This is a genomic window from Nonomuraea diastatica, from assembly GCF_004349015.1.
Lineage (GTDB): Bacteria > Actinomycetota > Actinomycetes > Streptosporangiales > Streptosporangiaceae > Nonomuraea > Nonomuraea diastatica.
Genome location: NZ_SMKP01000172.1, coordinates 1 through 24286, shown reverse-complemented (window position 1 = coordinate 24286; position 24286 = coordinate 1). Strand labels below are relative to the sequence as shown.

Annotated in this window: 25 protein-coding genes, 2 tRNA genes and 1 riboswitch; of the genes, 12 read left to right on the top strand and 15 right to left on the bottom strand. The window is 68.1% G+C overall.

Annotation, left to right across the window (positions count from 1 at the left end):
- Nucleotides 1–442: 442 nt before the first annotated feature.
- The 6 genes from E1294_RS40730 to E1294_RS40705 all read right to left on the bottom strand — a co-directional run bounded on the left by E1294_RS40730 (nt 443) and on the right by E1294_RS40705 (nt 8620).
- Nucleotides 443–3016, bottom strand: a complete 2574-nt coding sequence (locus tag E1294_RS40730; RefSeq protein WP_132516301.1) for a valine--tRNA ligase — start codon at nt 3014–3016, stop codon at nt 443–445.
- Nucleotides 3017–3088: 72 nt separating this feature from the next.
- Entirely contained in the window at nt 3089–4372 is a 1284-nt protein-coding gene (gene clpX, locus E1294_RS40725) for an ATP-dependent Clp protease ATP-binding subunit ClpX (RefSeq protein WP_132516300.1), read from the bottom strand.
- A gap of 184 nt (nt 4373–4556) precedes the next feature.
- Nucleotides 4557–5180, bottom strand: a complete 624-nt coding sequence (locus E1294_RS40720; protein WP_132516299.1) for an ATP-dependent Clp protease proteolytic subunit — start codon at nt 5178–5180, stop codon at nt 4557–4559.
- A gap of 10 nt (nt 5181–5190) precedes the next feature.
- Nucleotides 5191–5823, bottom strand: coding sequence for a ClpP family protease (locus E1294_RS40715; RefSeq protein WP_132332989.1), 633 nt, complete (start codon nt 5821–5823; stop codon nt 5191–5193).
- A gap of 371 nt (nt 5824–6194) precedes the next feature.
- Entirely contained in the window at nt 6195–7586 is a 1392-nt protein-coding gene (gene tig, locus E1294_RS40710) for a trigger factor (protein ID WP_132516298.1), read from the bottom strand.
- A gap of 167 nt (nt 7587–7753) precedes the next feature.
- On the bottom strand, nt 7754–8620 hold the full coding sequence (locus E1294_RS40705) for a helix-turn-helix domain-containing protein (protein ID WP_132516297.1): 867 nt from the start codon (nt 8618–8620) through the stop codon (nt 7754–7756).
- A gap of 234 nt (nt 8621–8854) precedes the next feature.
- Here E1294_RS40705 and E1294_RS40700 point away from each other — a divergent pair, with 234 nt between their 5' ends.
- From E1294_RS40700 to E1294_RS40690, 3 genes are all read left to right on the top strand, one after another.
- Complete coding sequence (locus E1294_RS40700; protein ID WP_132516296.1) at nt 8855–9334, top strand: ATP-binding protein; 480 nt, start codon at nt 8855–8857, stop codon at nt 9332–9334.
- Nucleotides 9335–9460: 126 nt separating this feature from the next.
- On the top strand, nt 9461–10156 hold the full coding sequence (locus E1294_RS40695; protein ID WP_132516295.1) for a TetR/AcrR family transcriptional regulator: 696 nt from the start codon (nt 9461–9463) through the stop codon (nt 10154–10156).
- A complete protein-coding gene (locus tag E1294_RS40690; protein WP_132516294.1) occupies nt 10146–11105 on the top strand; it encodes a VOC family protein in 960 nt (319 codons plus the stop codon). Before E1294_RS40695 ends, E1294_RS40690 begins: the two co-directional genes overlap by 11 nt.
- On the opposite strand, the gene E1294_RS40685 is transcribed toward E1294_RS40690, so the two are convergent.
- The 4 genes from E1294_RS40685 to E1294_RS40670 form a co-directional block, all read right to left on the bottom strand.
- Nucleotides 11102–11614 (bottom strand): DinB family protein, encoded by a 513-nt coding sequence (locus E1294_RS40685; RefSeq protein ID WP_246083649.1) that lies wholly within the window; start codon nt 11612–11614, stop codon nt 11102–11104. The genes E1294_RS40690 and E1294_RS40685 overlap by 4 nt on opposite strands.
- Nucleotides 11607–12380, bottom strand: coding sequence for a hypothetical protein (locus E1294_RS40680; protein WP_132516293.1), 774 nt, complete (start codon nt 12378–12380; stop codon nt 11607–11609). Before E1294_RS40680 ends, E1294_RS40685 begins: the two co-directional genes overlap by 8 nt.
- A 38-nt stretch (nt 12381–12418) precedes the next feature.
- Nucleotides 12419–12835 (bottom strand): DoxX family protein, encoded by a 417-nt coding sequence (locus E1294_RS40675; RefSeq protein WP_220448216.1) that lies wholly within the window; start codon nt 12833–12835, stop codon nt 12419–12421.
- A gap of 491 nt (nt 12836–13326) precedes the next feature.
- Nucleotides 13327–13403, bottom strand: a tRNA-Pro gene (locus E1294_RS40670).
- Between the two features lie 89 nt (nt 13404–13492).
- On the opposite strand from E1294_RS40670, the gene E1294_RS40665 reads away from it, so the two are divergent.
- Nucleotides 13493–13563: transfer RNA gene (locus E1294_RS40665), tRNA-Gly, on the top strand.
- A 67-nt stretch (nt 13564–13630) separates the two neighbouring features.
- On the opposite strand, the gene E1294_RS40660 is transcribed toward E1294_RS40665, so the two are convergent.
- Together E1294_RS40660 and E1294_RS55020 are read right to left on the bottom strand one after the other, a co-directional pair.
- On the bottom strand, nt 13631–14119 hold the full coding sequence (locus E1294_RS40660) for a class I SAM-dependent methyltransferase (protein ID WP_220448215.1): 489 nt from the start codon (nt 14117–14119) through the stop codon (nt 13631–13633).
- A gap of 1 nt (nt 14120) precedes the next feature.
- Complete coding sequence (locus E1294_RS55020) at nt 14121–14273, bottom strand: hypothetical protein (RefSeq protein ID WP_220448214.1); 153 nt, start codon at nt 14271–14273, stop codon at nt 14121–14123.
- A gap of 103 nt (nt 14274–14376) precedes the next feature.
- Here E1294_RS55020 and E1294_RS40655 point away from each other — a divergent pair, with 103 nt between their 5' ends.
- A complete protein-coding gene (locus tag E1294_RS40655; RefSeq protein WP_132516292.1) occupies nt 14377–15000 on the top strand; it encodes a nucleoside/nucleotide kinase family protein in 624 nt (207 codons plus the stop codon).
- A 129-nt stretch (nt 15001–15129) separates the two neighbouring features.
- On the opposite strand, the gene E1294_RS58465 is transcribed toward E1294_RS40655, so the two are convergent.
- Nucleotides 15130–15207: a 50S ribosomal protein bL37 gene (locus E1294_RS58465; protein WP_372513659.1), complete on the bottom strand. Its 78-nt coding sequence runs from the start codon at nt 15205–15207 to the stop codon at nt 15130–15132.
- Between the two features lie 135 nt (nt 15208–15342).
- On the opposite strand from E1294_RS58465, the gene E1294_RS40650 reads away from it, so the two are divergent.
- The 4 genes from E1294_RS40650 (at nt 15343) to E1294_RS55015 (ending at nt 19339) form a co-directional block, all read left to right on the top strand.
- Nucleotides 15343–16122 carry a DeoR/GlpR family DNA-binding transcription regulator gene (locus E1294_RS40650; RefSeq protein WP_132516291.1) on the top strand — a complete coding sequence of 260 codons (780 nt, stop codon included), beginning with the start codon at nt 15343–15345 and terminating at the stop codon, nt 16120–16122.
- Nucleotides 16119–17201, top strand: coding sequence for a galactose-1-phosphate uridylyltransferase (gene galT, locus E1294_RS40645; protein ID WP_132516290.1), 1083 nt, complete (start codon nt 16119–16121; stop codon nt 17199–17201). Before E1294_RS40650 ends, galT begins: the two co-directional genes overlap by 4 nt.
- A 66-nt stretch (nt 17202–17267) precedes the next feature.
- Nucleotides 17268–17409: riboswitch (cyclic di-AMP (ydaO/yuaA leader) on the top strand.
- 5 nt (nt 17410–17414) lie between these two features.
- Nucleotides 17415–18368, top strand: a complete 954-nt coding sequence (locus tag E1294_RS40640) for a coiled-coil domain-containing protein (RefSeq protein ID WP_132516289.1) — start codon at nt 17415–17417, stop codon at nt 18366–18368.
- Nucleotides 18369–18415: 47 nt separating this feature from the next.
- A complete protein-coding gene (locus E1294_RS55015; protein WP_220448213.1) occupies nt 18416–19339 on the top strand; it encodes an HD domain-containing protein in 924 nt (307 codons plus the stop codon).
- A 25-nt stretch (nt 19340–19364) separates the two neighbouring features.
- On the opposite strand, the gene E1294_RS40625 is transcribed toward E1294_RS55015, so the two are convergent.
- Entirely contained in the window at nt 19365–20669 is a 1305-nt protein-coding gene (locus E1294_RS40625) for a M50 family metallopeptidase (RefSeq protein ID WP_132516288.1), read from the bottom strand.
- A 153-nt stretch (nt 20670–20822) separates the two neighbouring features.
- Between E1294_RS40625 and E1294_RS40620 the strand changes: the two genes are divergently transcribed.
- Nucleotides 20823–21419: a response regulator transcription factor gene (locus E1294_RS40620; protein ID WP_132516287.1), complete on the top strand. Its 597-nt coding sequence runs from the start codon at nt 20823–20825 to the stop codon at nt 21417–21419.
- 114 nt (nt 21420–21533) lie between these two features.
- On the opposite strand, the gene E1294_RS40615 is transcribed toward E1294_RS40620, so the two are convergent.
- Nucleotides 21534–22649: a PP2C family protein-serine/threonine phosphatase gene (locus E1294_RS40615; protein ID WP_132516286.1), complete on the bottom strand. Its 1116-nt coding sequence runs from the start codon at nt 22647–22649 to the stop codon at nt 21534–21536.
- Between the two features lie 118 nt (nt 22650–22767).
- On the opposite strand from E1294_RS40615, the gene E1294_RS40610 reads away from it, so the two are divergent.
- On the top strand, nt 22768–23997 hold the full coding sequence (locus E1294_RS40610) for a GNAT family N-acetyltransferase (RefSeq protein ID WP_132516285.1): 1230 nt from the start codon (nt 22768–22770) through the stop codon (nt 23995–23997).
- Between the two features lie 15 nt (nt 23998–24012).
- On the top strand, nt 24013–24159 hold the full coding sequence (locus E1294_RS53455; RefSeq protein WP_165977746.1) for a hypothetical protein: 147 nt from the start codon (nt 24013–24015) through the stop codon (nt 24157–24159).
- The last annotated feature ends 127 nt before the right edge of the window (nt 24160–24286 follow it).

Below are 24286 nucleotides of genomic sequence, written 5' to 3'. Positions count from 1 at the left end.
CTCCAAAAAAGGTCTGAACCCAACCAAACAAAAGGAATCCGTCGAATCGACTCAACGCCGATAGACGGGGTTGTGCATCATGCACTGGCTTTTAACACACTGTTGAGTTCTCAAGAAACGCACGCGTACATCCCCGCCAGAATCCTTGACCGACCCTGACGTAGAGGCTCACACTTCGTTTCCTTCAGATTACCCGATCTGGACGATTCTTGTCAAACCGCCCGATCCGGGATCTTCCAGACATGCCCCGTTTGGAGGCAACCCTACTAACTTACTCCAACATCCGGCCGTTGTCCAACCGCCAGGCTGGAACCGCCCAAAAGTCGAGGTGTGATCAGAGGGTGTCGGGGTTGACTGCCCCGCCTCAAAAACTGTAGCAGCCCCGACGGGTCGAAGGTCCGTTCCTTAGGTAACGAATAGACCTTCCCTTCGGGGCTGCGGTTCAAACCCCGAGCCGAGCGAGCTGGGCCTCAAGCCGTGCGATGTCGGCGGACGCCTGCTCGGCACGGCCCCGCACCTTGACCACCACGTCGTCCGGCGCCTTGGCCATGAACTGCTCGTTGCCCAGCTTGGCCGCCGCCTGCGCGGCCTCCTTGCGGGCGACTGCGAGGTCTTTCTCCAACCGCTTACGCTCGGCCACGACGTCGATGGCGCCCGCGGTGTCGATCTCCACGAACACCTTTCCGACCGTGAACCTCGCCGTGGCGTTGAACGACTCCGGCGGTGCCGTGAGCCGCAGCAGCGCGCGGATCGCCGTCTCCTGGCCGGCCAGCCGCGTGCCGGCCAGCCCGAGGCGGGCGGCCACCTTCTGGCCGGGCTTGAGCCCCTGATCCGAACGGAACCTGCGCACCTCCGTCGCCAGCTCCTGCAGCGCGCCGATCTCGGCCTCTGCCGCGGCGTCGGTGTAGCGGTCGTCGGCCTTCGGCCACGACGCCACGACGACCGACTCGCCGCCGGTCACAGCCCGCCACAACTCCTCCGTCACGAACGGCACCAGCGGGTGCAGCAGCCGCAACAGCGCGTCGAGCACGTGGCCGAGCACGACCCGGGTGTGCTCCAGGCCCTCACCGAGCTGGATCTTGGCCAGCTCGACGTACCAGTCGCAGACTTCGTCCCAGGCGAAGTGATAGAGCAGGTCGGAAGCCTTGGCGAACTCGAACTCCTCGAACGCGGCGTCAACGGCCATGGTGACCGACTGCAGGCGCGAAAGAATCCACCGGTCTGCCGGGGTCAGCTCAGCGTCATCGAGGGAGCCCACGGTGGCGCCGTTCATCAGCGCGAACCGGGTGGCGTTCCAGATCTTGTTGCAGAAATTGCGGGAGCCCGCCGCCCATTCCTCGCTCACCGCGACATCGGCGCCGGGGTTGGCGCCGCGCAGCAGGGTGAACCGGGTGGCATCGGCGCCGAAGCGCTCGATCCAGTCGAGCGGGTCGGCCACGTTGCCGAACGACTTGGACATCTTCTTGCCGTACTGGTCGCGGACCATGCCGTGCAGCGCGACGACACGGAAAGGCGGCTCGCCGTCCATGGCGTACAGGCCGAACATCATCATTCGCGCGACCCAGAAGAACAGGATGTCGTAACCCGTGACCAGCACGGAGGTCGGGTAGAAGCGCTGGAGTTCGGGTGTCGAGTCGGGCCAGCCGAGGGTCGAGAACGGCCACAGCCCCGAGGAGAACCAGGTGTCGAGGACGTCGGAATCCTGCGTGTAGCCGGCAGGCGGCTCCTGGTCGGGGCCCACGCACACGACCTCGCCGCCAGGGCCGTACCAGACCGGGATGCGGTGGCCCCACCAGAGCTGGCGGGAGATGCACCAGTCGTGCATGTCGTCGACCCAGTCGAAGTAGCGCTTGGCCAGCTCGGGCGGGTGAATGCGGGTGCGGCCGTCGCGAACGGCGTCGCCGGCGGCCTTGGCCAGCGGCGAGACGTTGACGAACCACTGCAGCGACAGCCGGGGTTCGACCACGGTCTTGCAGCGCGAGCAGTGACCGACCGAGTGCAGGTAGGGCCGCTTCTCCGTGACGATGCGCCCTTCGGCACGCAGGGCGGCGACAACGGCGGGCCGGGCCTCGAAGCGATCGAGCCCCTGGAAGGGCCCGTGCGCGATGATCACGCCACGCTCGTCCATGACGGTCAGCGACGGCAGCGAATGGCGCCGCCCGATCTCGAAGTCATTGGGGTCGTGGGCGGGGGTCACCTTGACCGCGCCGGTGCCGAACTCGGGGTCGACGTGCTCGTCGGCGACCACCGGGATCATGCGGCCGGTGAGCGGAACCTCCACGAGCGTGCCGATCAGGTGCGCGTAACGCTCGTCGGAGGGGTGCACGGCCACGGCCGTGTCACCGAGCATGGTCTCGGCGCGCGTGGTGGCGACCACGATCTCGTCGGAGTAGCGGATCGAGATGAGCTCGCCTTCGTCCTCGCTGTGCTCCACCTCGATGTCGGACAACGCGGTCAGGCAGCGCGGGCACCAGTTGATGATGCGCTCGGCGCGGTAGATCAGCCCGTCGTCGAACAGCTTCTTGAAGATCGTCTGCACGGCCCGCGAGAGGCCGGAATCCATCGTGAACCGCTCGCGCGACCAGTCGACGCCGTCGCCGAGCTTGCGCATCTGGCTGAGGATCCGCCCGCCGGACTCCTCCTTCCACTCCCAGACCCGCTCGACGAACGCCTCGCGCCCCAGGTCATGGCGTGACAAGCCCTGCTTGGCCAGCTCGCGCTCCACGACGTTCTGGGTGGCGATGCCTGCGTGGTCCATGCCCGGCAGCCACAGGGTCTCGTGGCCCTTCATCCGCGCGTGGCGCGTCAGCGCGTCCTGGATGGAGTGGTCGAGCGCATGCCCGATGTGCAGGACGCCCGTCACGTTGGGCGGCGGAAGGACGATGCTGTATGGCTCGCGTGTGCTGCCCGGGTCGGCGCGGAAGTAGCCTTCGGACACCCAGCGCTCATAGCTCCGGGTCTCGACGTCGGCCGGTGTGTATTGAGTAGGCAGCTCTGGCGTTGTCACAGTGACCAATTCTAGGGAGGCGGGAAAGCGGAACGCCCCATGGTGCGCGACCACAGGGCGTCCGGTGCGAATGAATGCGGCTCAGGCCGACTTTTCGCGCGGGGTGCGCTGCTGCTTGGCGGCGAGCTGGTCGCGCGGGACGAGCGTCGGGATCGCGTGCTCCAGCACCGACTCGCGGGTGATGACCACGCGGGCGACGTCTTGCCTGGAGGGCACTTCGTACATGACCGACTGGAGCACTTCCTCCAGGATGGCGCGCAACCCCCGGGCGCCGGTGCCACGCAGGATGGCCTGGTCGGCGATCGCCTCGAGAGCGCCGTCGGTGAACTCGAGCTCGACGCCGTCGAGCTCCAGCAGCTTGCGGTATTGCTTGACCAGCGCGTTGCGGGGCTCGGTGAGGATCTGAATGAGCGCCTCGCGGTCGAGGTTGTGCACCGAGGTGATGACGGGCAGGCGGCCGACGAACTCGGGGATCATGCCGAACTTGAGCAGGTCTTCCGGCATCACGTCGCCGAAGACGTCGGCGGTGTCGACCTCTTCCTTCGACCGGATGATGGCGTTGAAGCCGATGCCCTTCTTGCCGATGCGTGACTCGATGATCTTTTCCAGACCCGCGAAGGCACCGCCGCAGATGAACAGCACGTTGGTCGTGTCGATCTGGATGAACTCCTGATGGGGGTGCTTGCGGCCGCCCTGCGGAGGCACCGAGGCCGTGGTGCCCTCCAGAATCTTCAGCAGCGCCTGCTGCACACCCTCGCCCGAGACGTCGCGCGTGATCGACGGGTTTTCGCTCTTGCGGGCGATCTTGTCGACCTCGTCGATGTAGATGATGCCGGTCTCGGCCTTCTTCACGTCGTAGTCGGCGGCCTGGATGAGCTTGAGAAGGATGTTCTCGACGTCCTCGCCGACGTAGCCGGCCTCGGTCAGCGCGGTGGCGTCGGCGATGGCGAAGGGCACGTTGAGCATCTTCGCCAGGGTCTGCGCCAGCAGCGTCTTGCCTGAACCGGTCGGCCCGAGCAACAGGATGTTGCTCTTGGCGAGCTCGAGGCCGTCGTCTCTGCCCCGGTCGCCGGACTGCACCCGCTTGTAGTGGTTGTAGACCGCCACCGAGAGAGCCTTCTTCGCCTTGTCCTGACCGATGACGTAGGCGTCGAGAAACTCGTAGATCTCCCTCGGCTTGGGCAGGTTGTCCCACTTGAGCTCGGAGGACTCGGAGAGCTCCTCCTCGATGATCTCGTTGCAGAGATCGATGCACTCATCGCAGATGTAGACGCCTGGACCGGCAATGAGCTTCTTGACTTGCTTCTGGCTCTTTCCACAGAACGAGCACTTCAGCAGGTCTCCCCCGTCGCCGATGCGTGCCACCCCAGATACTCCTTTGCGTGGGACCGCCCTGCTCACGCGAGCAGTGTCTCCGGACATCCTCCGGACTAGGCCGAACCGCTCAGGTTTCGACGTTACCGTCTTCTGGGCCCTCAGTGAGCCCCCTAGCGGCGAGTCGCACCGGAACGTGCCCTATTGGGCAGCGCTCCGGCGCGTCACGTCTCGTCTAGGAAGCCACGGCCTGAGCTCGCTTCTTCCTGGACGGGATGATGTCATCGATCAGACCATACGCCTTCGCCTCGTCCGCGTTGAGAATTTTGTCGCGTTCGATGTCCTTGCGGATTTCAGCGGAGGACTTGCCCGAGTGTCTCGCCACGATGTCCTCGAGGAGGGAGCGCATGCGAAGGATCTCGCGGGCCTGGATCTCGATGTCGCTGCCCTGGCCGCCGCCCTCGGTGGACGGCTGGTGGATCAGCACCCTGGCGTTGGGCAGCGCGAACCGCTTGCCAGGGGTGCCGCCGGCCAGCAGCACGGCCGCGGCGGACGCGGCCTGGCCGAGGCAGACGGTCTGGATCTCCGGCCGGACGAACTGCATCGTGTCGTAGATCGCCGTCATGGCCGTGAACGAGCCGCCGGGCGAGTTGATGTAGATGCTGATGTCACGGTCGGGGTCGAGTGACTCCAGCGTCAGCAGCTGGGCCATCACGTCGTTGGCCGACGCGTCGTCGATCTGCACTCCGAGGAAGATGATGCGGTCCTCGAAGAGCTTGTTGTACGGGTTCATCTCCTTCACGCCGTAGGACGTGCGCTCGACGAAGGAGGGGAGAACGTAACGGCTTTCGATGTTCATGTCAGCTCCCCTAGGAGACCGGTCCCTGCGTGGGCACTTGCCGTGCGCTGCGCACCACGTGATCGATGAAGCCGTAGTCCTTGGCCTCTTCGGCCGTGAACCAGCGGTCGCGGTCGGAATCGGCCTCGATCTGCTCGAGTGGCTGCCCGGTGTGGTGGGCGATCCGCTCGGCCAGCGTCTTCTTCACGTAGAGCATCTGCTCGGCCTGGATGGCGATGTCTGCGGCGGTGCCGCCGATGCCGCCGGACGGCTGGTGCATCATGACACGGGCGTGCGGCAGGCCGTAACGCTTGCCTCGGGCACCTGCGGAGAGCAGGAACTGCCCCATCGAGGCGGCCATGCCCATAACGACCGTGGATACGTCGTTAGGCACGTATTCCATCATGTCGTAAATCGCCATGCCCGCACTTACCGAGCCACCCGGCGAGTTGATGTAGAGCGTGATGTCGCGGTCGGGATCGTCGGCCGCGAGCAGCAGCAGCTCTGCGCAGATGCGGTTGGCGATCTCGTCGTTGACCTCCTGCCCCAGAACGATGATGCGCTCGCGAAGCAGGCGCTGGTAAAGCTGGTCCTCAAGCCGGAAGGCGGAGCCGTTCTCACGGCCTCGAGACTCAGGCTGATAGAAGGTCGGCGGGCTGGTCACAGCGTCACCTTCCGATGCGTCGTAATCGATGGGCTTTGCTTGTGACCCTAACGCGCCCGGCCCACAGGTCATGCCCGGTCCCCCGTACTGTTCGCTGACGGCGCAGGTTCGAGCGAATGGTTGCCTGTTACGCTTCTTCGGCTTGTGCGGTTTTCGTCCCGCGGTGACGCGGCACGCGTACCGCGACCTCCCTCAGACGCCCTGAGAGGACGAGCGCCGCCCGATGAGCGCCAGCCCGCCGTCCGCCGGGCCTACGGGCCCTCCGGACGCCTCACAAGCCGTCTGAGGCGCTCTGCCCCCGGGGCTGGGGTGTCCGGTCATGACGGAGCCCCCGGACTGGCGGGTCCAGGGGCTCCGGTCGGCTCGGGGCGTCAGGCGTCGGCCTTCTCGCCGCCGGCCTTCTCGCCTTCGGTGTCCTCTTCCTCGACGGCCTCGCCACCGTTGATCTCGCTGTAGATGCCCTTGAGGTCGACCTCGTTGCCCTCGGTGTCGACCACCTTGGCGGCGTCGCCGAGCACGGACTTGGCCTTGTCACGGACGATCTCGACCATGGCCAGCGTGAGCTGGTCGTTGTCGGCGAGGTGCTTGGCCAGCTCGTTGGGCTGCACGCCCATCTCCATGGCCCGGCGGACCACGAAGTTGGTCAGCTCCTGCTCGGAGACACCCAGCTCCTCGGCCTTGACGATCTTGTCGAGCACGAATCCGACCTTGAGCGCCTTGGCGGCGCCGGTCTCGAACTCGGCGAAGCGCTCCTCCTCCGACGTCTGGTAGAGGCGGAAGTAGGCATCACGGCTCAGGCCGCTCTCGGCCACCTGGTGGTCGAGGTTGTGCTTGCGGGCGTCGACCTCGACCTTGAGCGCGCTGTCGGGGAGCGGGATGTCGATCTTGTCGAGCAGGGCGTCGAGCGCCTTGTCGCGGGCCTGCACGACCTGGTCGATCAGCTTGTTGCGGCGAGCCTGCTCGCGGATGCTGGCCTGGAGCTCCTCCAGCGTGTCGAACTCGCTGGCGAGCTGGGCGAACTCGTCGTCGAGCTCGGGCAGGACCTTCTCCTTGACCGACTTGACGTTGATGATCACGTCGGCTTCCTCGCCGGCGTTGTCACCGCCGACCAGCTCGGTCTTGAAGCTCTTCTCCTCGCCCGCGGACATGCCTTCGAGCGCGGCGTCGAGGCCCTGCAGCACGGAGCCGGCGCCCACCTCATAGGACACCTCGCTGGCCTGCTGCTCCTCGATGTTCTTGCCGTCGATCTCGGCGCGCAGGTCCATGACGACGAAGTCGCCGTTGGCGGCGGGCCGCTCGACGCCCGTGAGCGTGGCGAAACGCTGGCGCAGCGCGTCGAGCTGAGCGTTGATGTCGTCGTCGGAGACCTCGGCGGAGTCGACAGTGACCTCGACGCCCTGGTAGTCGGGGACCTCGAAGTTGGGCCGGATGTCGACCTCGGCGGTGAACTCGATCTGCTCACCGTCGTCGATCTTCGTGACCTCGATGTCCGGCTGGCTGACCGGGAACACGTCGACCTCGTCGACGGCCTGGCCGTAGAGCTTGGGCACCGCGTCGTTGAGGGTCTCCTCCAGCACTACCGCCCGGCCGAAGCGCTGCTCGATGATGCGGGCCGGAACCTTGCCAGGACGGAACCCGGGGACGCGCACCTGCTGCGCGACCTTCTTGTATGCCGCATCCATGCTCGGGCGCAGCTCGTCGAACGGCACCTCGACGGTGAGCTTGACCCTGGTCGGGCTGAGCTCCTCGACAGCGGTCTTCACGGAATGGTCTCCTTGATCAAGCTACGAGTGATCGCGGGCGTGTCTCATCGGTTTCGGCTCACGCGCCGCGCCCACATGAGCGGTGTCGGGCATGCTCCGCCACGGCGGGATCCAACGCCGACTGCCAGTCTAGGGCAGATGCACACCCGACAACGACGCCACGACTCTCAGAACTCGTCCGCGATCGTCCGCAACAGCTCGATCGTCTCGTCCGGGGTGGTGCTCACGGCGCACAACCGCTCCATCACCTCGGTGTATCGGTCCACGTCCTCATGCTTGTCGAGGTAGAGCGCGCTGGCGAGTTGCTCGACGTACACGACGTCCGGCAGGTCCTTGTCGGGGAAGCGCAGGATGCTGAACGCTCCGCCCTCCGCGCTGTGCCCCCCGAAGCTGAACGGCATGATCTGGATCGTGATCCTCTGCTGGCGCATCAGCTCGATCAGGTGCTCGATCTGGGCTCTCATCACCTCGGCGCCGCCGATGGGCCTGCGTAACGCGGCCTCGTCGATCACCGCCCAGAAGATGGGCCCGTCGGGCTTGTCCAGGATCCGCTGACGCTCCAGCCGGAGGTCCACCCGCCTGGCGATCTCCTCGGCTCCGATGCCCGCCGCCCCGGCGGTCACCACGGCCCTGGTGTACTCCTTGGTCTGCAACAATCCCGGCACGAACTGGACCTCGTAGGTCCTGATCCTGGCGGCGGCCTCTTCGAGGCCGACATACGCCTGGAACCACGTGGGCAGGACGTCGTTGAACCGGTGCCACCAACCCGGCTCGTTGGCCGTGGCGACCAGGTCGAGCACGGCGGCACGGGCTTGCGCGTCCACAACCCCGTACAACGTGAGCAGGTCCGCCACGTCGCGTTCCTTGAACCCCACCCGGCCGAGTTCCATGCGGCTGATCTTGGATTCGGAGCCCCGGATGAGGTGGCCCGCCTCCTCGCGGGTGACGTTCTTCGCTTCCCTGAGCTTGCGCAGCTGGGAGCCCAGGAGGATGCGCAGCGCCGTCGGCCCGGAACCCGGCTGGTTCTGCGTCACTTGCTTCCTCCTATCAAGGTCCGCACACACAGTGACACCACATCGCCACGTATGACAAGGTCTCAACCTCGTGTCCGATTCTGCGGCCGTTACCCTGACACCACTTGCTCCTGCACAATGCAACTGCACGTGCATTTGGGTCTTGCAGCGACCCGGCCGCGTGACCCATCATGGGTTAGTGCATATTGGGCCAAACATGCACTAACGAAGGTTCAACGGGGAGGTATCGGCAGCATGGTGGAGGATCCGCTGGCCACTGCCGATTGCCTGCAGATCACCCGCGAAGTCGGTTTCGATCACCTTCTCATGGGCGGGAAACCGTACACGACCTCGTGCCCGCTGCCCTTCCAGGCCGACTCGGTCAAGACCGCCAGGGACGTGACCCGCTCGACGCTGCGCAGCTGGGGTCTGCACGACCTGAGCGACGACGCCGCGCTGGTCGTCTCGGAGCTGGTGACCAACGCCGTCAGGTACGCGATGTACGCGCGCGGGCGGCGCGGCATCGACCTGCTGCTGATGCGGGTCGCACCGCACGTGTTGCTGGCGGTGGCCGACCCGAGTGACGAGGTACCGCGGCCCAAGGAGCCCGACTTCATCTCCGAGAACGGGCGTGGCCTCTACATCGTCGAGACGTACAGCCAGTGCTGGGGCTGGGACCCGCTGGCGAGCGGCGGCAAGGCCGTCTGGGCGCTCTTCCGCGCCGACGCCCCTTAGAGACCCCTTTCTTTCCGTACGACCCCCTTGATCTGCTTTCATGCGCGGTCGTGCGCTCGTGCATGCGCATCTGCGTGACCAAGGCGCTATATTGGTCATCAGTCAACAGTCAACGAGAGGCTGGGCATGCGGGGTGAGCACGACGGGCGGGCCGACCGGATCCTCGACGCGGCCAAGGAGCTGCTACTGCGCTGGGGATACCGGCGGGTGACGATCGACGAGATCGCGAAGCTGGCCGGAGTCGGCAAGGGCACCATCTACCTGCACTGGCGTACGCGCGAGCAGTTGTTCTTCGCCGTGGGAGCCCGCGAGGCGGTCGCGATGCTGGACGCGGTGGCCGCAGCCATGCGGGCTGACCCCGACGAGATCATGTTGCACCGCTACATGCGCAGGTTCTTCCTGGAGGCGATGGACCGGCCGGTGCTACGGGCCCTCTTCACCAGGGACGCGGAGACGCTCGACAAGTTCCTCTCCAGCCCGGCCAGGAAACCGCTGGAGGGCGCCAAGCTGATCGCCTCACGCGACTACCTGCGGGTGCTGGCCGGGCACGGGCTGCTGCGCGCCGGGCTGCGTCCTGAGGATCTGGACTACTCGCTGCCGACGATCGTGTTCGGGTTCTTCGCGATCGAACCGCTGCTGCCCCCCGACGTGACGCTCGGGCTGGAGGACAAGGCCGGGCATCTGGCCGACACCCTGCGCAGGACGTTCGAGCCCGAGCGGCCGTCCGCACGCGAACCCGCCGCCGCGGAGGTCGTCGAGATCTTCGAACGACTCTCCCGTGACTTCAGAGACGCCGCTTACGGAGGCAAGCATGGATCATGACATCGGCGGGCTGCACCACGTCGGCCACCTCGTCCACGACATGGACCAGGCGCTGGACCGCTACCGGCGGCTCGGGTTCAGCCTGCCGGGCCCGGCCTATCCGGTGCTCGGCGAGCCTCCCGAGCCGTTCGGCCTGGGCAACACGCACGCGTACTTTCCCGGCAACTTCGTCGAGCTGGTCACGGTCGCGGGATCCGGACGGGTGCCAGGCGACGCCAGGCTGATCCCCCTGAAGGCGCCCGAGGAGCGCCTGCCCGCGCTCAAGGAGGCCGTCCGCGGCACCGCGGCCAACCTGGAGGCCTGCCTGCGACGTTTCGAGGGCGTGCACATCCTGATGTTCGACGCGCAGGACATCGACGGGGCCGCCGCGCGGCTGGCGACGGCCCGCGTCGGGCACGGCGGCGTACATGCCGCGCAGCGCCCGGTCGAGACGGCGGACGGGACCCGGATGGAGCCCGTCCGCTATCTGGAGATCGACGGCATCGGGCCCGGCCGTGTCCCCGAAGGGCGGGTCGGGGTGGCCGCCAACGACCGCGCCGTGGCCGGCGGCGCGGACGGCGCCGAACACCCCAACGGCGCGCACGGCCTGGTCGAGTGCGTGCTGTGCGTGGCTGACGACGCGCTCGACGAGACCGAGCGGCGTTACGAGCGTTACCTGGGGCGTACGGCGCGGCAGGACGGGCCCGTGCGGGTGTTCGAGCTCGGAGGAGAGGCCAGGGTCACGCTGGCCGCCGCGTCGAGGCTGGGCGAGTTGCTGCCCGGCGAGACCGCGGCGGCGCTGCCCGGCTTCGTGGCCTACACGGTGGGCGTGAACGACGCCGCGGGAACCGAACGGTTCCTGCGTGCCGGCGACATCCCGCTGGGCAGGACCTCCGCCGGAGAGCTCGTCGTACCCGCCCGCGCGGCGTTCGGCACCGCGATCATCTTCCGCGAGACCGGCCGCCCTTAGTCGCCCTTCGCGCCGTCGATGCGCTCGCGTAGCAGGTCGGCGTGGCCGTTGTGGCGGGCGTACTCCTCGATCATGTGGACGAGGATCCAGCGGTGCGAGCAGTGCGCGCCCCTGTGTTCGCCGACGGCGTCCAGCGGTGCGGCGGCCGAGAGGGCGCGGGCCAGCTCGATCTCTTCCTGCCACGTGGCGAACGCCTCCTCGACGGAGGCGGTGTCGACCTCGTTGAAGTCGGCGTCGTTGTCGCGGTCTTTGTCCCACAGCTTGGGGATGTCCTCGCCGTTGAGCACACGGCGAAACCAGGCACGCTCGACGTACGCCATGTGCCTGACCAGGCCCAGCAGGGACAGGGTGGAGGGCGGCGCGGAGCGCAGGCGCAGCTGCTCGTCCGTCAGGCCGGCGCACTTGACGGCGAGCGTGCTGCGGTGCCACTCGAGCCAGTTGTTCAGGATGGTGCGCTCGTCGCCGATCCGAGGCGGGGGAACGCGGGTGTCGGCCTTGGGGTCAGTCACGTGCGCCGACTCTACCCGACGGCCCGATCACGCCCGTGTTCGGCCAGGCCCGGAGGAGGCGGGACGCCGCCGCGCGCACGGTCTCGTCCCTGACGGTGGCGACGAAGTCGTCCGGCGTGTCGCCGCACAGGCGGCTCAGCCCCGGAGTCTCCTCCAGGAGGGACTGGATGAGTGCTCTCTGGGGTGTCAGGCGACGGGGGCGGCGGCCGGCGTCCATAAGGCACCCGTGCTTTCCCGTGTAGACGAAGGCGGGCGGGAGGCGCAGACCCGACTCCAGCGTGATCGGGCGCGCGAGTGTGGTCCTCGTGTAGTTGGGCTCGGTGAGGTCGAGGGCGGCGAGCTGCCGCTCGTCCAGCCAGAGCACGAACAGCCTGGACGTCTCGCCGGGCGTGTCGATCGGCGCGGCAGGCACGTAGCCCGCCCTGCTCACATGGGCGGAGACGCCGGGGGCGACGCCTGGCACGTCGGCGAGCGTCATGGGGACGACGGGGCACACCCCGTGGTCGAGGAACTTCCTGCGCACCTGGCTCGGCGCGGCGTTGGATCCGACGGCGACGACGTGGTGGCGAGCCGACAGCGGCCGGCAGCCCCGGTGTGCCAGCAGTGTGCTGAGCGGCTCGCCGGCCGCGCGCCACTCCCCCGGGCTGCTGTCCGCCGGCTGGAGCGGCACGTACGCGTCGTCGACCAGGACCCCGGAGGCCGCCGGGATCCGGCCTGGATAGGTGAGGGGGCGGGAGATCGGGTCGTCGTCGAACAGCTCGAACATGTCCTTGCCCGTGACGGGGACGGGACTTCACAGCTTATTTACCGCCGGGTGACGACCGCCCGCAGCCGGGCCGTGCTCTGCCTGCGCCCCCAGGCGATCACGGCACAGAGCGCGAGCGTCGTCAGAGGCATCACCACGCCGCCACCTGACACGAACAGCTCGGTCAGCGTCGCGCCCGCCATCAACCCGACGAACGCCAGACCTGCCAGGCCGGCCAGGCGCGGCACGAACAGCGCCACGGCCCCCGCCACCTCCAGCACGGCCACCAGGTTGCGGAACCAGTCTCCGAACCCGATGGCCTCGAAGGTGGACTTCGCCGGTTCCACGTTCGCGAACTTGCCCATCGCCGACATGAGGAAGAAACCGGCCACGACAACCTGGAGCACCCAGAGAACGACGGAAAGGGCGCGCCCGCTGGCGGCCGTACGATCGGCCTTGCTCTCTGCGATGGTCACGGCGTTCTCCCTTGTCGATCGGCTGCTTGCTTCGACGCTAGGCCCGGACGCGGCCGGGGAGAATCGGCTTGGCTACCCGGCAGGGGTGCACGTAGATGCACCATTGCCGAGAGAGTCGGCACGTACGAAGGCCATCGCATCCCTGTGTGATCTTCGTCTCGGTGAGCGCTCAACGATCGCCTGTGCCACACCAGCGCCACCCACCGACCTGCCAACCCGTGGAGGAACATCGTGATCGACAACGAGCAGATTGAGGCCACCGCGTGACGCCTCCGTCTTTGCCAGGGGTGGACGGCGACGTGGAAGCCCATGCGCCCTTCCTGCGACGTCGTTCCTCCACGATCTCCGCCGCCGTCAACCCGCGCACATGCTGGACGAGGCATCGGCGTTGGTCCGACGTGGCTCAGGCCCATCTGGATCGCCTCTTTGGAACGGTCCGGGCGTCATGTCAAGCAGAAGGCCCCTCCCACATCGGGGAAGGGCCTTCTGGCTGGTCGGGGCGACAGGATTTGAACCTGCGACTTCTTGCTCCCAAAGCAAGCGCGCTGCCAAGCTGCGCCACGCCCCGTCTCGCCGAGTGCGCATGCGGTCCGCGACTCCGGTACGCTTACGCCCTGACGACCGGATGAAGTCTAGACCAGACTTCGACCGGTTCGCGCGGACGTAGCTCAATGGTAGAGCCCTAGTCTTCCAAACTAGCTACGCGGGTTCGATTCCCGTCGTCCGCTCTCGTGAGGAGAAGGCCAGGTCATCCCGCCTCGGGGGCCTGGCCTTCGCCGTGCCGCGCATCGGTGCTCAACCGTTGCCGAGCAGGTCGTAGCCGACGAACGTGAACATGTGCTTTCCCGCCATCAGGGGCCGTGGGGAGCCGGCGAAGCGGTGGGTTCCGACGCCGAAGCCGGTGTCCGGTTCCGACAGCCATTCGAGGTGGAATCCGCGCTCCTCGAACCACCGGCAGATCTGCGGCACCAGGTCGGGTGGCCTGCGATGGCGCGTCCAGATGACGGTGCCGCCCGTCCGGCACAGCTGGGTGCACGTGCCGACCGTACGCTCGACGTCCTCGTCCGTGATGTTGCCGAACACGCCGCAGACGAGCACGATGTCGGCGGGAGCCATGCCCTGGTAGTGGTCGGTGAGCGCGGCGTCGGCCGTGATCACCTCGACCTGCCCCAGCCCGCTCGCCCTGGCCGTCTCCTCGGCGAGCGCGGTGTTGCGCGGGTCGAGTTCCACGAGACGCGCCAGCACGTCGTCGCGGCGGGGATGGCCGGCGAGCACCTCCAGCACGTCACGGCCCTGGCCCGCTCAGGTTCACGAGCCTGAGCGGGCCGGGCGGGCAGGCGTCGAGCGCCCGCCGGATCCGCTGCCGCACGACCCGTAATTGTTGCGTCAGCCGCGAGCCGGGGTCGTCGTACTCGTCGTGCCACGCCTGCCAGTCCATGGGCGAACTCTATGGTCGAACGCTTCCGGAGGCCCAGCGCCCCTGTTCCGTGCCCTCCGTGCGGCGGGCACGCCGGGCGGAGGGCGCTCGTAAGCTGGTGCCGATGCGTGCGCGACCGATCTCCCGTGACGTTCTCGTCGACGAGCTGGCCGAGCGGATCTCCCAGCGGCCACGCGAGCGCCGGGTGCGGGTGGCCGTCGACGGGGCGCCTGCCGGACGGCCGGAAGCGCTGGCCGACGGCCTCGTCACGCCGCTCCGGCTGCGCGGCCGGTCCGTGCTGCGGGTTTCGGCGGGCGACTTCCTGCGGCCCGCGTCGCTGCGGCTGGAGCACGGCAGGGCCGATCCTGACGCGTTCTACGAGGACTGGCTCGACGTCAAGGCGCTGCGCAGGGAGGTGCTGGATCCCCTGGATGAGGACGGCTCGGGGCGGGTGCTGCCGGCCCTGTGGGACAGCCGGATCGACCGTGCGTACCGGCTGCCCTATGAGGAGCTGCCGCAGGGCGGGGTGGTGATCGTGGACGGGACGCTGCTCCTGGGGCGGGGGATGGCGTTCGAGCTGAGCGTGCATGTGTGGTTGTCCGCGGCGGCGCTGGGGCGCCGCACGCCCGAGGAGGAGCGGTGGCGGCTGCCCGCCTATGAGCGGTACGAGCGCGAGGTGCGGCCCCAGGAGGCGGCCGACGTCGTGATCAGGGCCGATCATCCCGACCGGCCCGCGCTTCTCCTGTGACCTCTGGCGCTCGATCTTTCCGATGAGCCCGCCTGCGGGAACGGCCGGAGTGCAGGGCCCGCGCGCTCCAGGTCGCGCATCGAGCTGCCGGGATGAGGCCGGTGGTGGCCGCCGGCGGGCGGCCACCTGTCAGCGTGCTGTCGGGCGCTTGCCGTGGTTCGCCTTCTTCTTCTTGCGTGCCCTGCCCTTGCGTGCTCGCCTGGCCATATGCTCGCCTCCGGATGATCGGTGTTCTCCCAACGTCTCCCGCCCGCGCTGACCAGCGCAAGTGATCCGTACGGAACTAACATTCCCCAACAGCGCCGTGTCATAATTTGGTGGAATCTGTTGGAAGGAGCGGGCGTGCTCGCACAGCAGCGTCAGCAGACGATCCTCGAACGTGTGCGCAGCAACGGCGGCGTCCGGGTCGCCGACCTCGTACGCGAGCTCGGCGTCTCCGACATGACCATCCGCCGCGACCTCGAGGTGCTGGCCGAACGCGGTCTGCTGGAGAAGGTGCACGGCGGCGCGACCGCTCTCGGTCCCGGATCGACCGAGGAGCCGGGCTTCACCGCGAAGTCCGCCCGCCAGCAGCAGGAGAAAGAGGCCATCGCGCGGCACGCGGCCAGGCTGGTACGCCCCGGCACCGCCGTGGCGCTGTCGGCGGGCACCACCACGTGGGCGCTGGCCCACCACCTCATCGGCGTCCCCGAGCTGACCGTGATCACCAATTCGATCCCCGTCGCCGAGGTCTTCCACCGCAATCCGCGCGCCGACCGCACCGTCGTGCTGACCGGAGGCGTCCGTACGCCGTCCGACGCGCTGGTCGGCCCGGTGGCCGTGGCCGCGATCCGCCGCCTGCACGTGGACACGCTCTTCCTCGGCGTGCACGGGATGAGCGTGCGGGCCGGGTTCACCACGCCCAACCTGCTGGAGTCGGAGACCGACAGGGAGCTTGTGACGGCCGCGCACCGGCTGGTCGTCCCCGCCGACCACACGAAGTGGAACACGGTGGGCATCAGCACCATCGCCGAGCTGAGCGAGGCCGACATGGTCATCAGCGACGCGGGGCTGCCCGAGGACGCACGCACCGAACTGGCCGAGCGGGCCGGAGAACTGATCATCGCGGAGGGCACGCATTGAAGCGCACCGTCACCCATCTGGCCGACGGCCGAGAGCTGATCTACTTCGACCGGCGCGACGACGCCGACCGGAGCGCGATCGACCGGCGACCGCTGGAGCCCCGGCCGGTGGCGTCCGGGCTGCGCTACGATCCGCTGACCGAGGAGTGGATCGCGATGGCCGGGCACCGGCAGACGCGGACGTTCCTGCCGACGGGCACGTCCGCCGAGTGCCCGTTGTGCCCGTCGTCGGACACACGGGCGACAGAGATCCCGGCGTACGACTACGACGTGGCGGTGTTCGAGAACCGCTTCCCCTCTTTCTCCACGAATTTTGGGACTTATCACGATGTGGGCGGTCTGAGTGAGGCTCGTCCGGGAGTGGGGCGGTGCGAGGTGGTGTGCTTTACATCGGACCACTCGTCATCCTTCTCCAAGCTCTCCGACGCCCAGGTGCAGGTGGTCATGGAGGCGTGGGCCGACCGTACGGCCGAGTTGTCCGGGATCGAGGGTGTGGAGCAGGTATTCTGCTTCGAGAACCGGGGCGAGGAGATCGGCATCACGCTGGCGCATCCGCACGGCCAGATCTACGCCTACCCGTACGTCACGCCCAGGACGAAACTCCAGCTCGGCGCCGCGGCCCGCTACCAGGGCGCGGGCAACCTCTTCGCCGACGTGCTGGCCGCCGAACGTGCCGCCGGGACACGGGTGGTGGCCGGCAACGAGCTGTGGACGGCGTTCGTGCCGGCGGCCGCGCGCTGGCCGTTCGAGGTGCACGTGTATCCACACCGGCAGGTGCCGGACCTGGCGGCGCTCACGGAGGAGGAGCGTGCGGCGTTCGCCCCGCTCTACACCTCGGTGCTGCGGGCCTTCGACGGGTTGTTCGGGGTCGTGATGCCGTACATCTCGGCCTGGCACCAGGCCCCGGTGCGGCGGGGCCGCGAGCTCGCGCACCTGCATCTGGAGCTCTTCAGCATCCGGCGGGCGCCGAACAAGCTCAAGTATCTGGCGGGCTCGGAGTCCGCGATGGGCGCGTTCGTCAACGACGTGCTGCCGGAGGAGGCCGCGAGCATGCTCCGATCACAAGTAGATCAAGAATAGATTTCTAGTTAAGGTCGCATGAATCGTGATCTACCACTAATATCCCTTTATGCATCGGCCGTAACAACCGTTGCACCGCCTAATCCCGGGCGAGTTGCCCGGGAGCCGGGGACCCATCGCACCTGGGGTGAATCCACTTCGGTGGTAGGGAACGCAGCTCCCATACCCGAACCCGTCAGCTAACCCGGCCGGCAGAGGGAGAGGATCACCTACGTGGCGGCTTCGTCCCCCGCGAGTCTTGCCATCGGTCTCATCACCGCCGCCGCCGTCGTCGTCTCGGCGGCCCCGGCGTCCGCGGCCCCCAAACCCAAGGAGTCGGAGCTGCGCGCGCAGCTCAAGCAGCTCAACAACAAGGTCGACAAGCTGATCGAGGCGTACAACCTCAAGCGCGTCGAGCTGGCCAAGGCGCAGAAGTCCGCCAAGGCGGCCAAAGCCCGGCTGGCCACCGCCGAGGAGGCGGTGACGACGGCCGAGAAGCGGGTCGCCGAGATAGCCCGTCTGCGCTACCAGAACGGCAACCCTGGGGTGCCCGCGTTCATGTTGCCCGAGAACAGTGGCGGCGCCGCGGTGCTCAACCAGGTCACCGCCGAGCAGCAGGCGTTCGTGCAGGGCGTGGCCAAGGCGCGCGACGAGAAGAAGAAGGCCGCCGTGGAGGCCGCCGAACTCGCCGACAAGATCCGCAAGGACGCGGCCGAGGTCGCCGGCCGGCGCGACGAGGCCGAAGACGTCATCGACGACATCCAGAAGAAGCTCCAGGACCTGGTGCCGTTCGGCACCAACCGCAGGGCCGACGGCGGCTGGGCGCCCGAACTGCCTTCCGGCTCCGACAACATCACCCCGCGCACCCGGCTGATGAAGGAGCAGATCAGCAAGAACTTCGCGCTGCCCTTCACCGTCGGCTGCTTCCGCTCGGGCTCCAGCGGCGAGCACCCCCTGGGCCGGGCCTGTGACTTCATGATGAGCACGGGAGGCTCGATGCCCTCAGCCGCCAACCTCGCCCTGGGCGACCGCATCGCGGAGTGGGCCATCAAGAACCAGAGCAAGCTGGGCGTCAAATACGTGATCTGGAAGCAGCGCATCAACCACGGCTCGGGCTGGAGCACGATGTCCGACCGCGGCAGCATCACCGAGAACCACTACGACCACGTGCACGTCTCGATGAACTGAACGTAGGGGCGGGCCGCGTACGTAACCAGATCTGACATCATGCCGACATGGCGCGCTGGATCCGTCTCTACTCCGCGGAAGAGGACATCTGGTCCCATTACGAGCTTGATGATGAGGAATGGGCCGTACGGCAAGTCGACCTGCACGGCCCCGAACAGCAGCCGATAACCGCGACAGCCCTCGAGGAGGTTCTCCGTCTCCGAGACCAGGAGAACCTTGCCGCCCTCCAGTCCTACGAGCGCCGCTATGGCGTCCTGGCAGAGGGCAGCCTCGACGGGTGGCGGGATGCAGCTCAAGCCGCCGGGATCACCCGCCAGGAGTTCGAGGCGGTCTGGATCCGGGCCAGACAGCACCTCGCCCAGCCTGAACCCACCGTTGCGAACTCCGCCGCGCTGGCCCATGCCCTGAACGATGCCGCCGAGCCACCGCTGCGCCCAGTGCCGGACCAGGTCGCCGAGCTGCTGAAGTCGCTGAACTGCCCGCCCAGGCTGGCGGCCCACCTCCGTCTCGTCCATGACGTCGCCTGGCAGATCACCGACTGGGTCCGGCAACGGCACCCCCACCTTGACTTCGACCGGCAGGCCGTGCTCTTCGGCGCCGCGACCCACGACATCGGCAAGTCCCTGCGCATCGCCGAACTCTCAGGCCCCGGCTCGACCCACGAAGCGGCCGGCAGGGACCTGCTGCTCCAGCATGGGTTCGATGACGCGCTCGCCCGTTTCGCGGCCACACACGCGTCCTGGACGGACATCGACATCACCCTCGAGGACCTGCTGGTGAGCCTGGCCGACAAGGTCTGGAAGAACAGGCGTGTCCCGGACCTCGAAGACCTCGTCGTGACCCGCCTGGCCCAGGCGAGCGGTCAGCAACCATGGGAGGAATACGCCGCTCTCGACGAACTCCTCACCCACATCGGCGACACCGCCGATCAGCGGCTGACCTTCCAGAGCGCCTACCCCATCCACGGCTGAGACGCACAACCAGAGCCGCCGGGCGTCAGCCTGTCAACCGCAGCGGGTTGACCAGGTCGGCGTAGATGAGCAGGCCCGCCATGATCATCATGACGATCGCGATCGCGTAGGTCAGCGGCAGCACCTTCGCGATGTCCACGTAGCCGGGCTCGGGCCGGCGCAGGATCTTGGCGTAGGCCCGCTTGATGCCCTCCCACAGGCCACCGGCGACGTGCCCGCCGTCGAGGGGCAGCAGCGGGATGAGGTTGAACATGCCGATCGCGAGGTTGAACCCGGCCAGCAGGTTGACGAAGATGGCGATCTTCTTCTCGTTGGACAGGTCGGAGGCGAGGATCTCGCCGCCCATGCGGCCGGCGCCGACGACGCCGACCGGGCCTTCGGGGTCGCGCTCCTCGCCGGAGAAGGCGGCGTGCCAGACGCCGACCATCTTCTCCGGCAGGTTGAGCAGCGAGGTCGCGACCCTGCCCGTCAGCTCGCCCATGTAGCCGATGACCTGACCGAGGTTCTGCTGCTGCATGACCTCGGTGGGCAGCACGCCGAGGAAGCCGACGTTCCTGTCGATCTTCTCCGGGTCTTCGAGGTTGGGCCGGTCCTGGGCGATGAGCGTGACGTTGAGCGTCATCGGCTTGCCGTCGCGGACGATGCCGAGCTGCGCGGCGCCCGGTCCGTGGGAGCGGATCAGGTGGGTGGCGGCGGTCCAGTCGCCGATCTTCTTGCCGTCGAGGGAGACCAGGCGGTCGCCGGGCTTCAGGCCGGCCTGGGCGGCGGGGGTCGGCTTGTCGGTGGGCTTGCACGTGGTGCGCTGCTCCGCGACGGGGATCACGCACGTGTTGGTCTCGGGCGAGACGATCGGGGCCCACGTGGGCAGGCCGATGCCGACCAGCAGGATGCTGAAGAAGACGAAGGCCAGCACGAAGTTCATCGCCGGGCCGCCGGACATGATGATGACCTTCTGCCACCACTTCTTGCGGTAGAAGACGCGGTCTTCGTCGCCCGGCCGCACCTCTTCCAGGGCGGCGTCGCGGGCGGACTCGATGAGCCCCTGGAACGGCCCCGTCGCGGTGCTCCTGGCCTTGGAGGGGTCGTCACCGGGCCGCGGCGGAAGCATGCCGATCATGCGGATGTAGCCGCCGAGCGGGATCCACTTGATGCCGTATTCGGTCTCGCCCTTCCGCCGTGACCAGGCCGTCGAGCCGAAACCCACCATGTATTGGGTCACCCGCACGCCGAAGATCTTGGCCGGCACCAGGTGACCGAGCTCATGCAGCGCGATGGAGAACATCAACCCGAGGAGGAAAAGGACGATCCCCACGAGATAGAGCCAGTTCATTGAGTCGCGCTCCACGGCAGACGGCAGGACCGGCGAAAAACCGCCAACCCAAGGGTAGTCGAATCTACCGCGCGGTACGGCTTGCCCACCTTTTGGAACGCATTGACAGTACGCGATCAAACGATCACCCTAAGAGACGATGAAGGGGGGTCCTTGATCCGCATACTGATCGCAGAGCACCTGCCGTTGGTGCGCCGTGGCCTGCTGGCCATCCTTGGAGCCGAGCCCGACCTGCGGGTCGTGGCGCAGGCAGGAAGCGCGGACGACGCGGTGCGGGCGGCCGTCGAGAGCTGCCCCGACGTGGCCGTCGTCGACACCGGCCTGCCGGGGAGCTCCGTTCTGGCCGGGCTCTCCGAGCGGGCGCCGGGATGCAAGGTGCTGATGTTGTCGGCCGATCCCCATCCAGGCCAGGTGCGCAGGGCGCTGGCCGAGCGCGCGCTGGGGTTCATGAGCCTGTGCGTGCCGCCGGAGCGGCTGGCCGAGGGGGTGCGCCTGGTGGCGGCGGGCCGCCGGGCCATCGAGTCCGAGCTGGCCGCGGCCGCGCTCCAGTGTGAGACGAATCCGCTCACCAGGAGGGAGCTCGACGTGCTGCGCGTCGCGGCGGGCGGGGCCCGCTCGACCGAGATCGCCGACCAGCTCTTCCTGTCGGTGGGCACCGTGCGCAATCATCTGTCGCGCATCATGTGCAAGACCGGGGCCCGCAACCGGCTCGACGCCGTGCGCATCGCCAGCGACCAGGGCTGGCTGTGACGGGACCCGGTGGAGCCGCGCCGCTCCGCCGGGGCCCGAACCTCTAGAGGATCTCAGCAGCGTCGAGCCCGCTGCCAGTGACTGCCAACACGACCTGACCCATGTGGTTCGTCATCAGGGGCGCCAGATCAGCACCAAGGCGCAGTCGTCGTTGTGGCCGGAGGCCATGGCGTTGACCAGCGGCCGCGCACCGTCGCGGAAACCGGACGGCAGCAGCCGCTCCGCCTCGCCGAGCAGCCGGTCGAGCCCGGCGTCGATGTCGCGGCCCGGTTGTTCGATGAGGCCGTCGGTGAAGAGCAACAGCGCATCGCCCTTGCGCAGAGTGCCGCTGTCGGGCTCGCAGTGCAGGTCTGGCACCACGCCGAGCACCACGCCCTTGGCCGAGGCCACCTGCCAGTTGCCCGTGCCCGCGTCGAACTTCACCACCGGGGGATGCCCGGCCGAGGTGATCGTGTAGTCGCCCGTGTCGAGGTCGAGCCGCACGTGCACCGCGGTCACGAACCCCTCGTCGCCTCGCTGGCGGTGGAGATAGGTGTTGCACGCGGGCAGGAAGTCGTCGACCGATCCGAGCAGCCCGCCGAACGTGCCGGACAGCAGCAGCGCCCTGGTGCCCGCGTCGACGCCCTTGCCGGACACGTCGACCAGGGCGATCTCGACGGAGTTGCCGTCGCGCATGGAGACCAGGAAGTCGCCGCCGAACGACGACCCGCCGGCCTGCTTGAGCACCACCTTGCCGCCCCAGTCCTTGGGCAGCGGGGGCAGCTCGCCCTGACTCCTGAGGCGGTCGCGCAGCTCCAGCAGCATGGCGTCGCCGCGCAGCCCCTGCACGCCGAGCTTTCCCCTGGTGCGGGCCATGAGCACGGCGAGCACCGTGGTGAACACGATCGTCACGGTCAGCCCGACGCCGATCCGGCCGGGGCCCAGCGCGATCGCGATGTAGCCGAGCGCGCCGCCGACGCCCACGAGGAGCTTGACGAGGCTGCGCAGCCGAAGCTGGAGCCCGCCGACCAGGGTGACGAGGATGAGCAGGGAGGGTGAGAACCACACGGTCGAGACCTTGACCGCGAGGAACCCGATGACGAGCGCGAGAACGGTCAGCGTGATGAGCAGGTTGCGGTCGCGGGCCAGCGGCCCTCGCCGGATGAACCGGACGGCGGCCACCAGCCCCGGCACCCGCACCAGGACGGCACGGACCCGTGGCGGGATCAGCGGCGCCGGTCGGGAACTCATGATGGGCCTGACTGTATCGGTCTGACCCGTGTTTGGGCAGCCCACTTGACCAAGGCCTTGATCATTGCGCACGGATATTCGGTGGCCCTCCCGCTTTGCCCGCTCCTACCGTGGACAGATGACGTATCCGATCCGCCCGATTGACGAGTCCGAGTGGCCGGCGTTCGCTCTGGTGCTCGAAGAGGCGTTCGGCTGGCGGCCGAATCCCACGCAGAACGAGCGCTACAAGGCCGAGACGGAGTTCGACCGCACGCTCGCGGCCTTCGACGGAGACCTCATCTCGGGCGTCACGTCCATTTACAGCCTCACCATGACGGTTCCCGGCAGGCAACTCCCCGTCGCGGGCGTGACGGCCGTCAGCGTGCTGCCCTCCCATCGCCGCCGCGGCGTTCTGTCGTCGCTGATGCGCAGGCAGCTCTCCGACATCCGGGAGCGTGGGGAGAGCGTCGCCGCTCTCTATGCCTCCGAGGCTGCCATCTACGGCAGGTACGGCTACGGCAGGGCGTCGAGCGAGCTGGCGTTCCACCTCAGGAAGCAGGGTTCGGCGTTCGTCGGCAACGCTCCGTCGGACCCGTCGCTCAGGCTCAGGGTCGCCAGGCCCGCCGACGTACGCGCCGATCTGGAGAAGCTGTTCGCCTCCATCGTGGCCCGGCGTCCCGGGCGCTACGAGCGCAACGCGCAGTTCTGGGACAATGTGCTGGCCGACGAGGAGGCCGACCAGGGCGGGGCCGGCCCGCTGCGTTCGGTGCTGGCCGAGGACGACGGCGGCGTGCGCGGTTACGCCCTGTTCCGGATCAAGTCGTCGTGGGACGCCAACGGCCTCCCCGACGGGGAGCTGAAGCTGCAGGAGCTGGAGGCGGCCGACCCGGCGGCCTACGCGCTGCTGTGGCGCAGCGTGCTCGACCGCGATCTGGTCTCCCGGGTCGACGCCCGCCCCAGGCCGGTGGACGACCCTCTGCTCACGCTGCTGGCCGATCCGCGGCAGGTGCGCGCGAGCTGGAACGACGAGCTGTGGGTGCGCCTAATCGAGGTGGACGGGGCTCTCGTCTCCCGGTCCTACTCCGCGCCGGTGGACGTGGTGATCGAGGTCGAGGACGACGTGTGCCCGTGGAACGCCCGGCGCTGGCGGCTCACCGCCGGTCCCGCGGGCGCGGAGTGCACGCCCGTCGAGGACCAGCCTGACGTGGCACTGCCGGTGGCCTCGCTCGGCTCGGCGTTTCTCGGCGACGGCCTGCTCATGCAGCAACTGGCGGCGGGACTGGTGCGCGAGCACTCCCCCGGCGCGCTGCGTTCGCTGGCCACCGCCATGTCATGGAGCCCGAGGCCATGGGCGGGGCTGACATTCTGACGTAGGGTCGGGGACATGGCCCTGCAAAGCTTGCAGATCACCGCGACCGTCGCCATGCGTGCCCGCGACGTGTCAAGACCGTCTAAAGAGCAGCAGGAGGCCGCCGACCGGCGGCCTCTGCGCGACGAGATGCCCAGGCGCGACCCCAAGCGCAAGGGCTAGTACTCCAGTGACACATCGCGATCATGGATCGGATCGGCGCTGGTAGTGGTAGTGCCGGGCTGTGGCTTGGTGGCGTCGGCGCCAGTGTGACCAGCGCAGAACGTCCGTGATGGAGCGGTGCCGGATC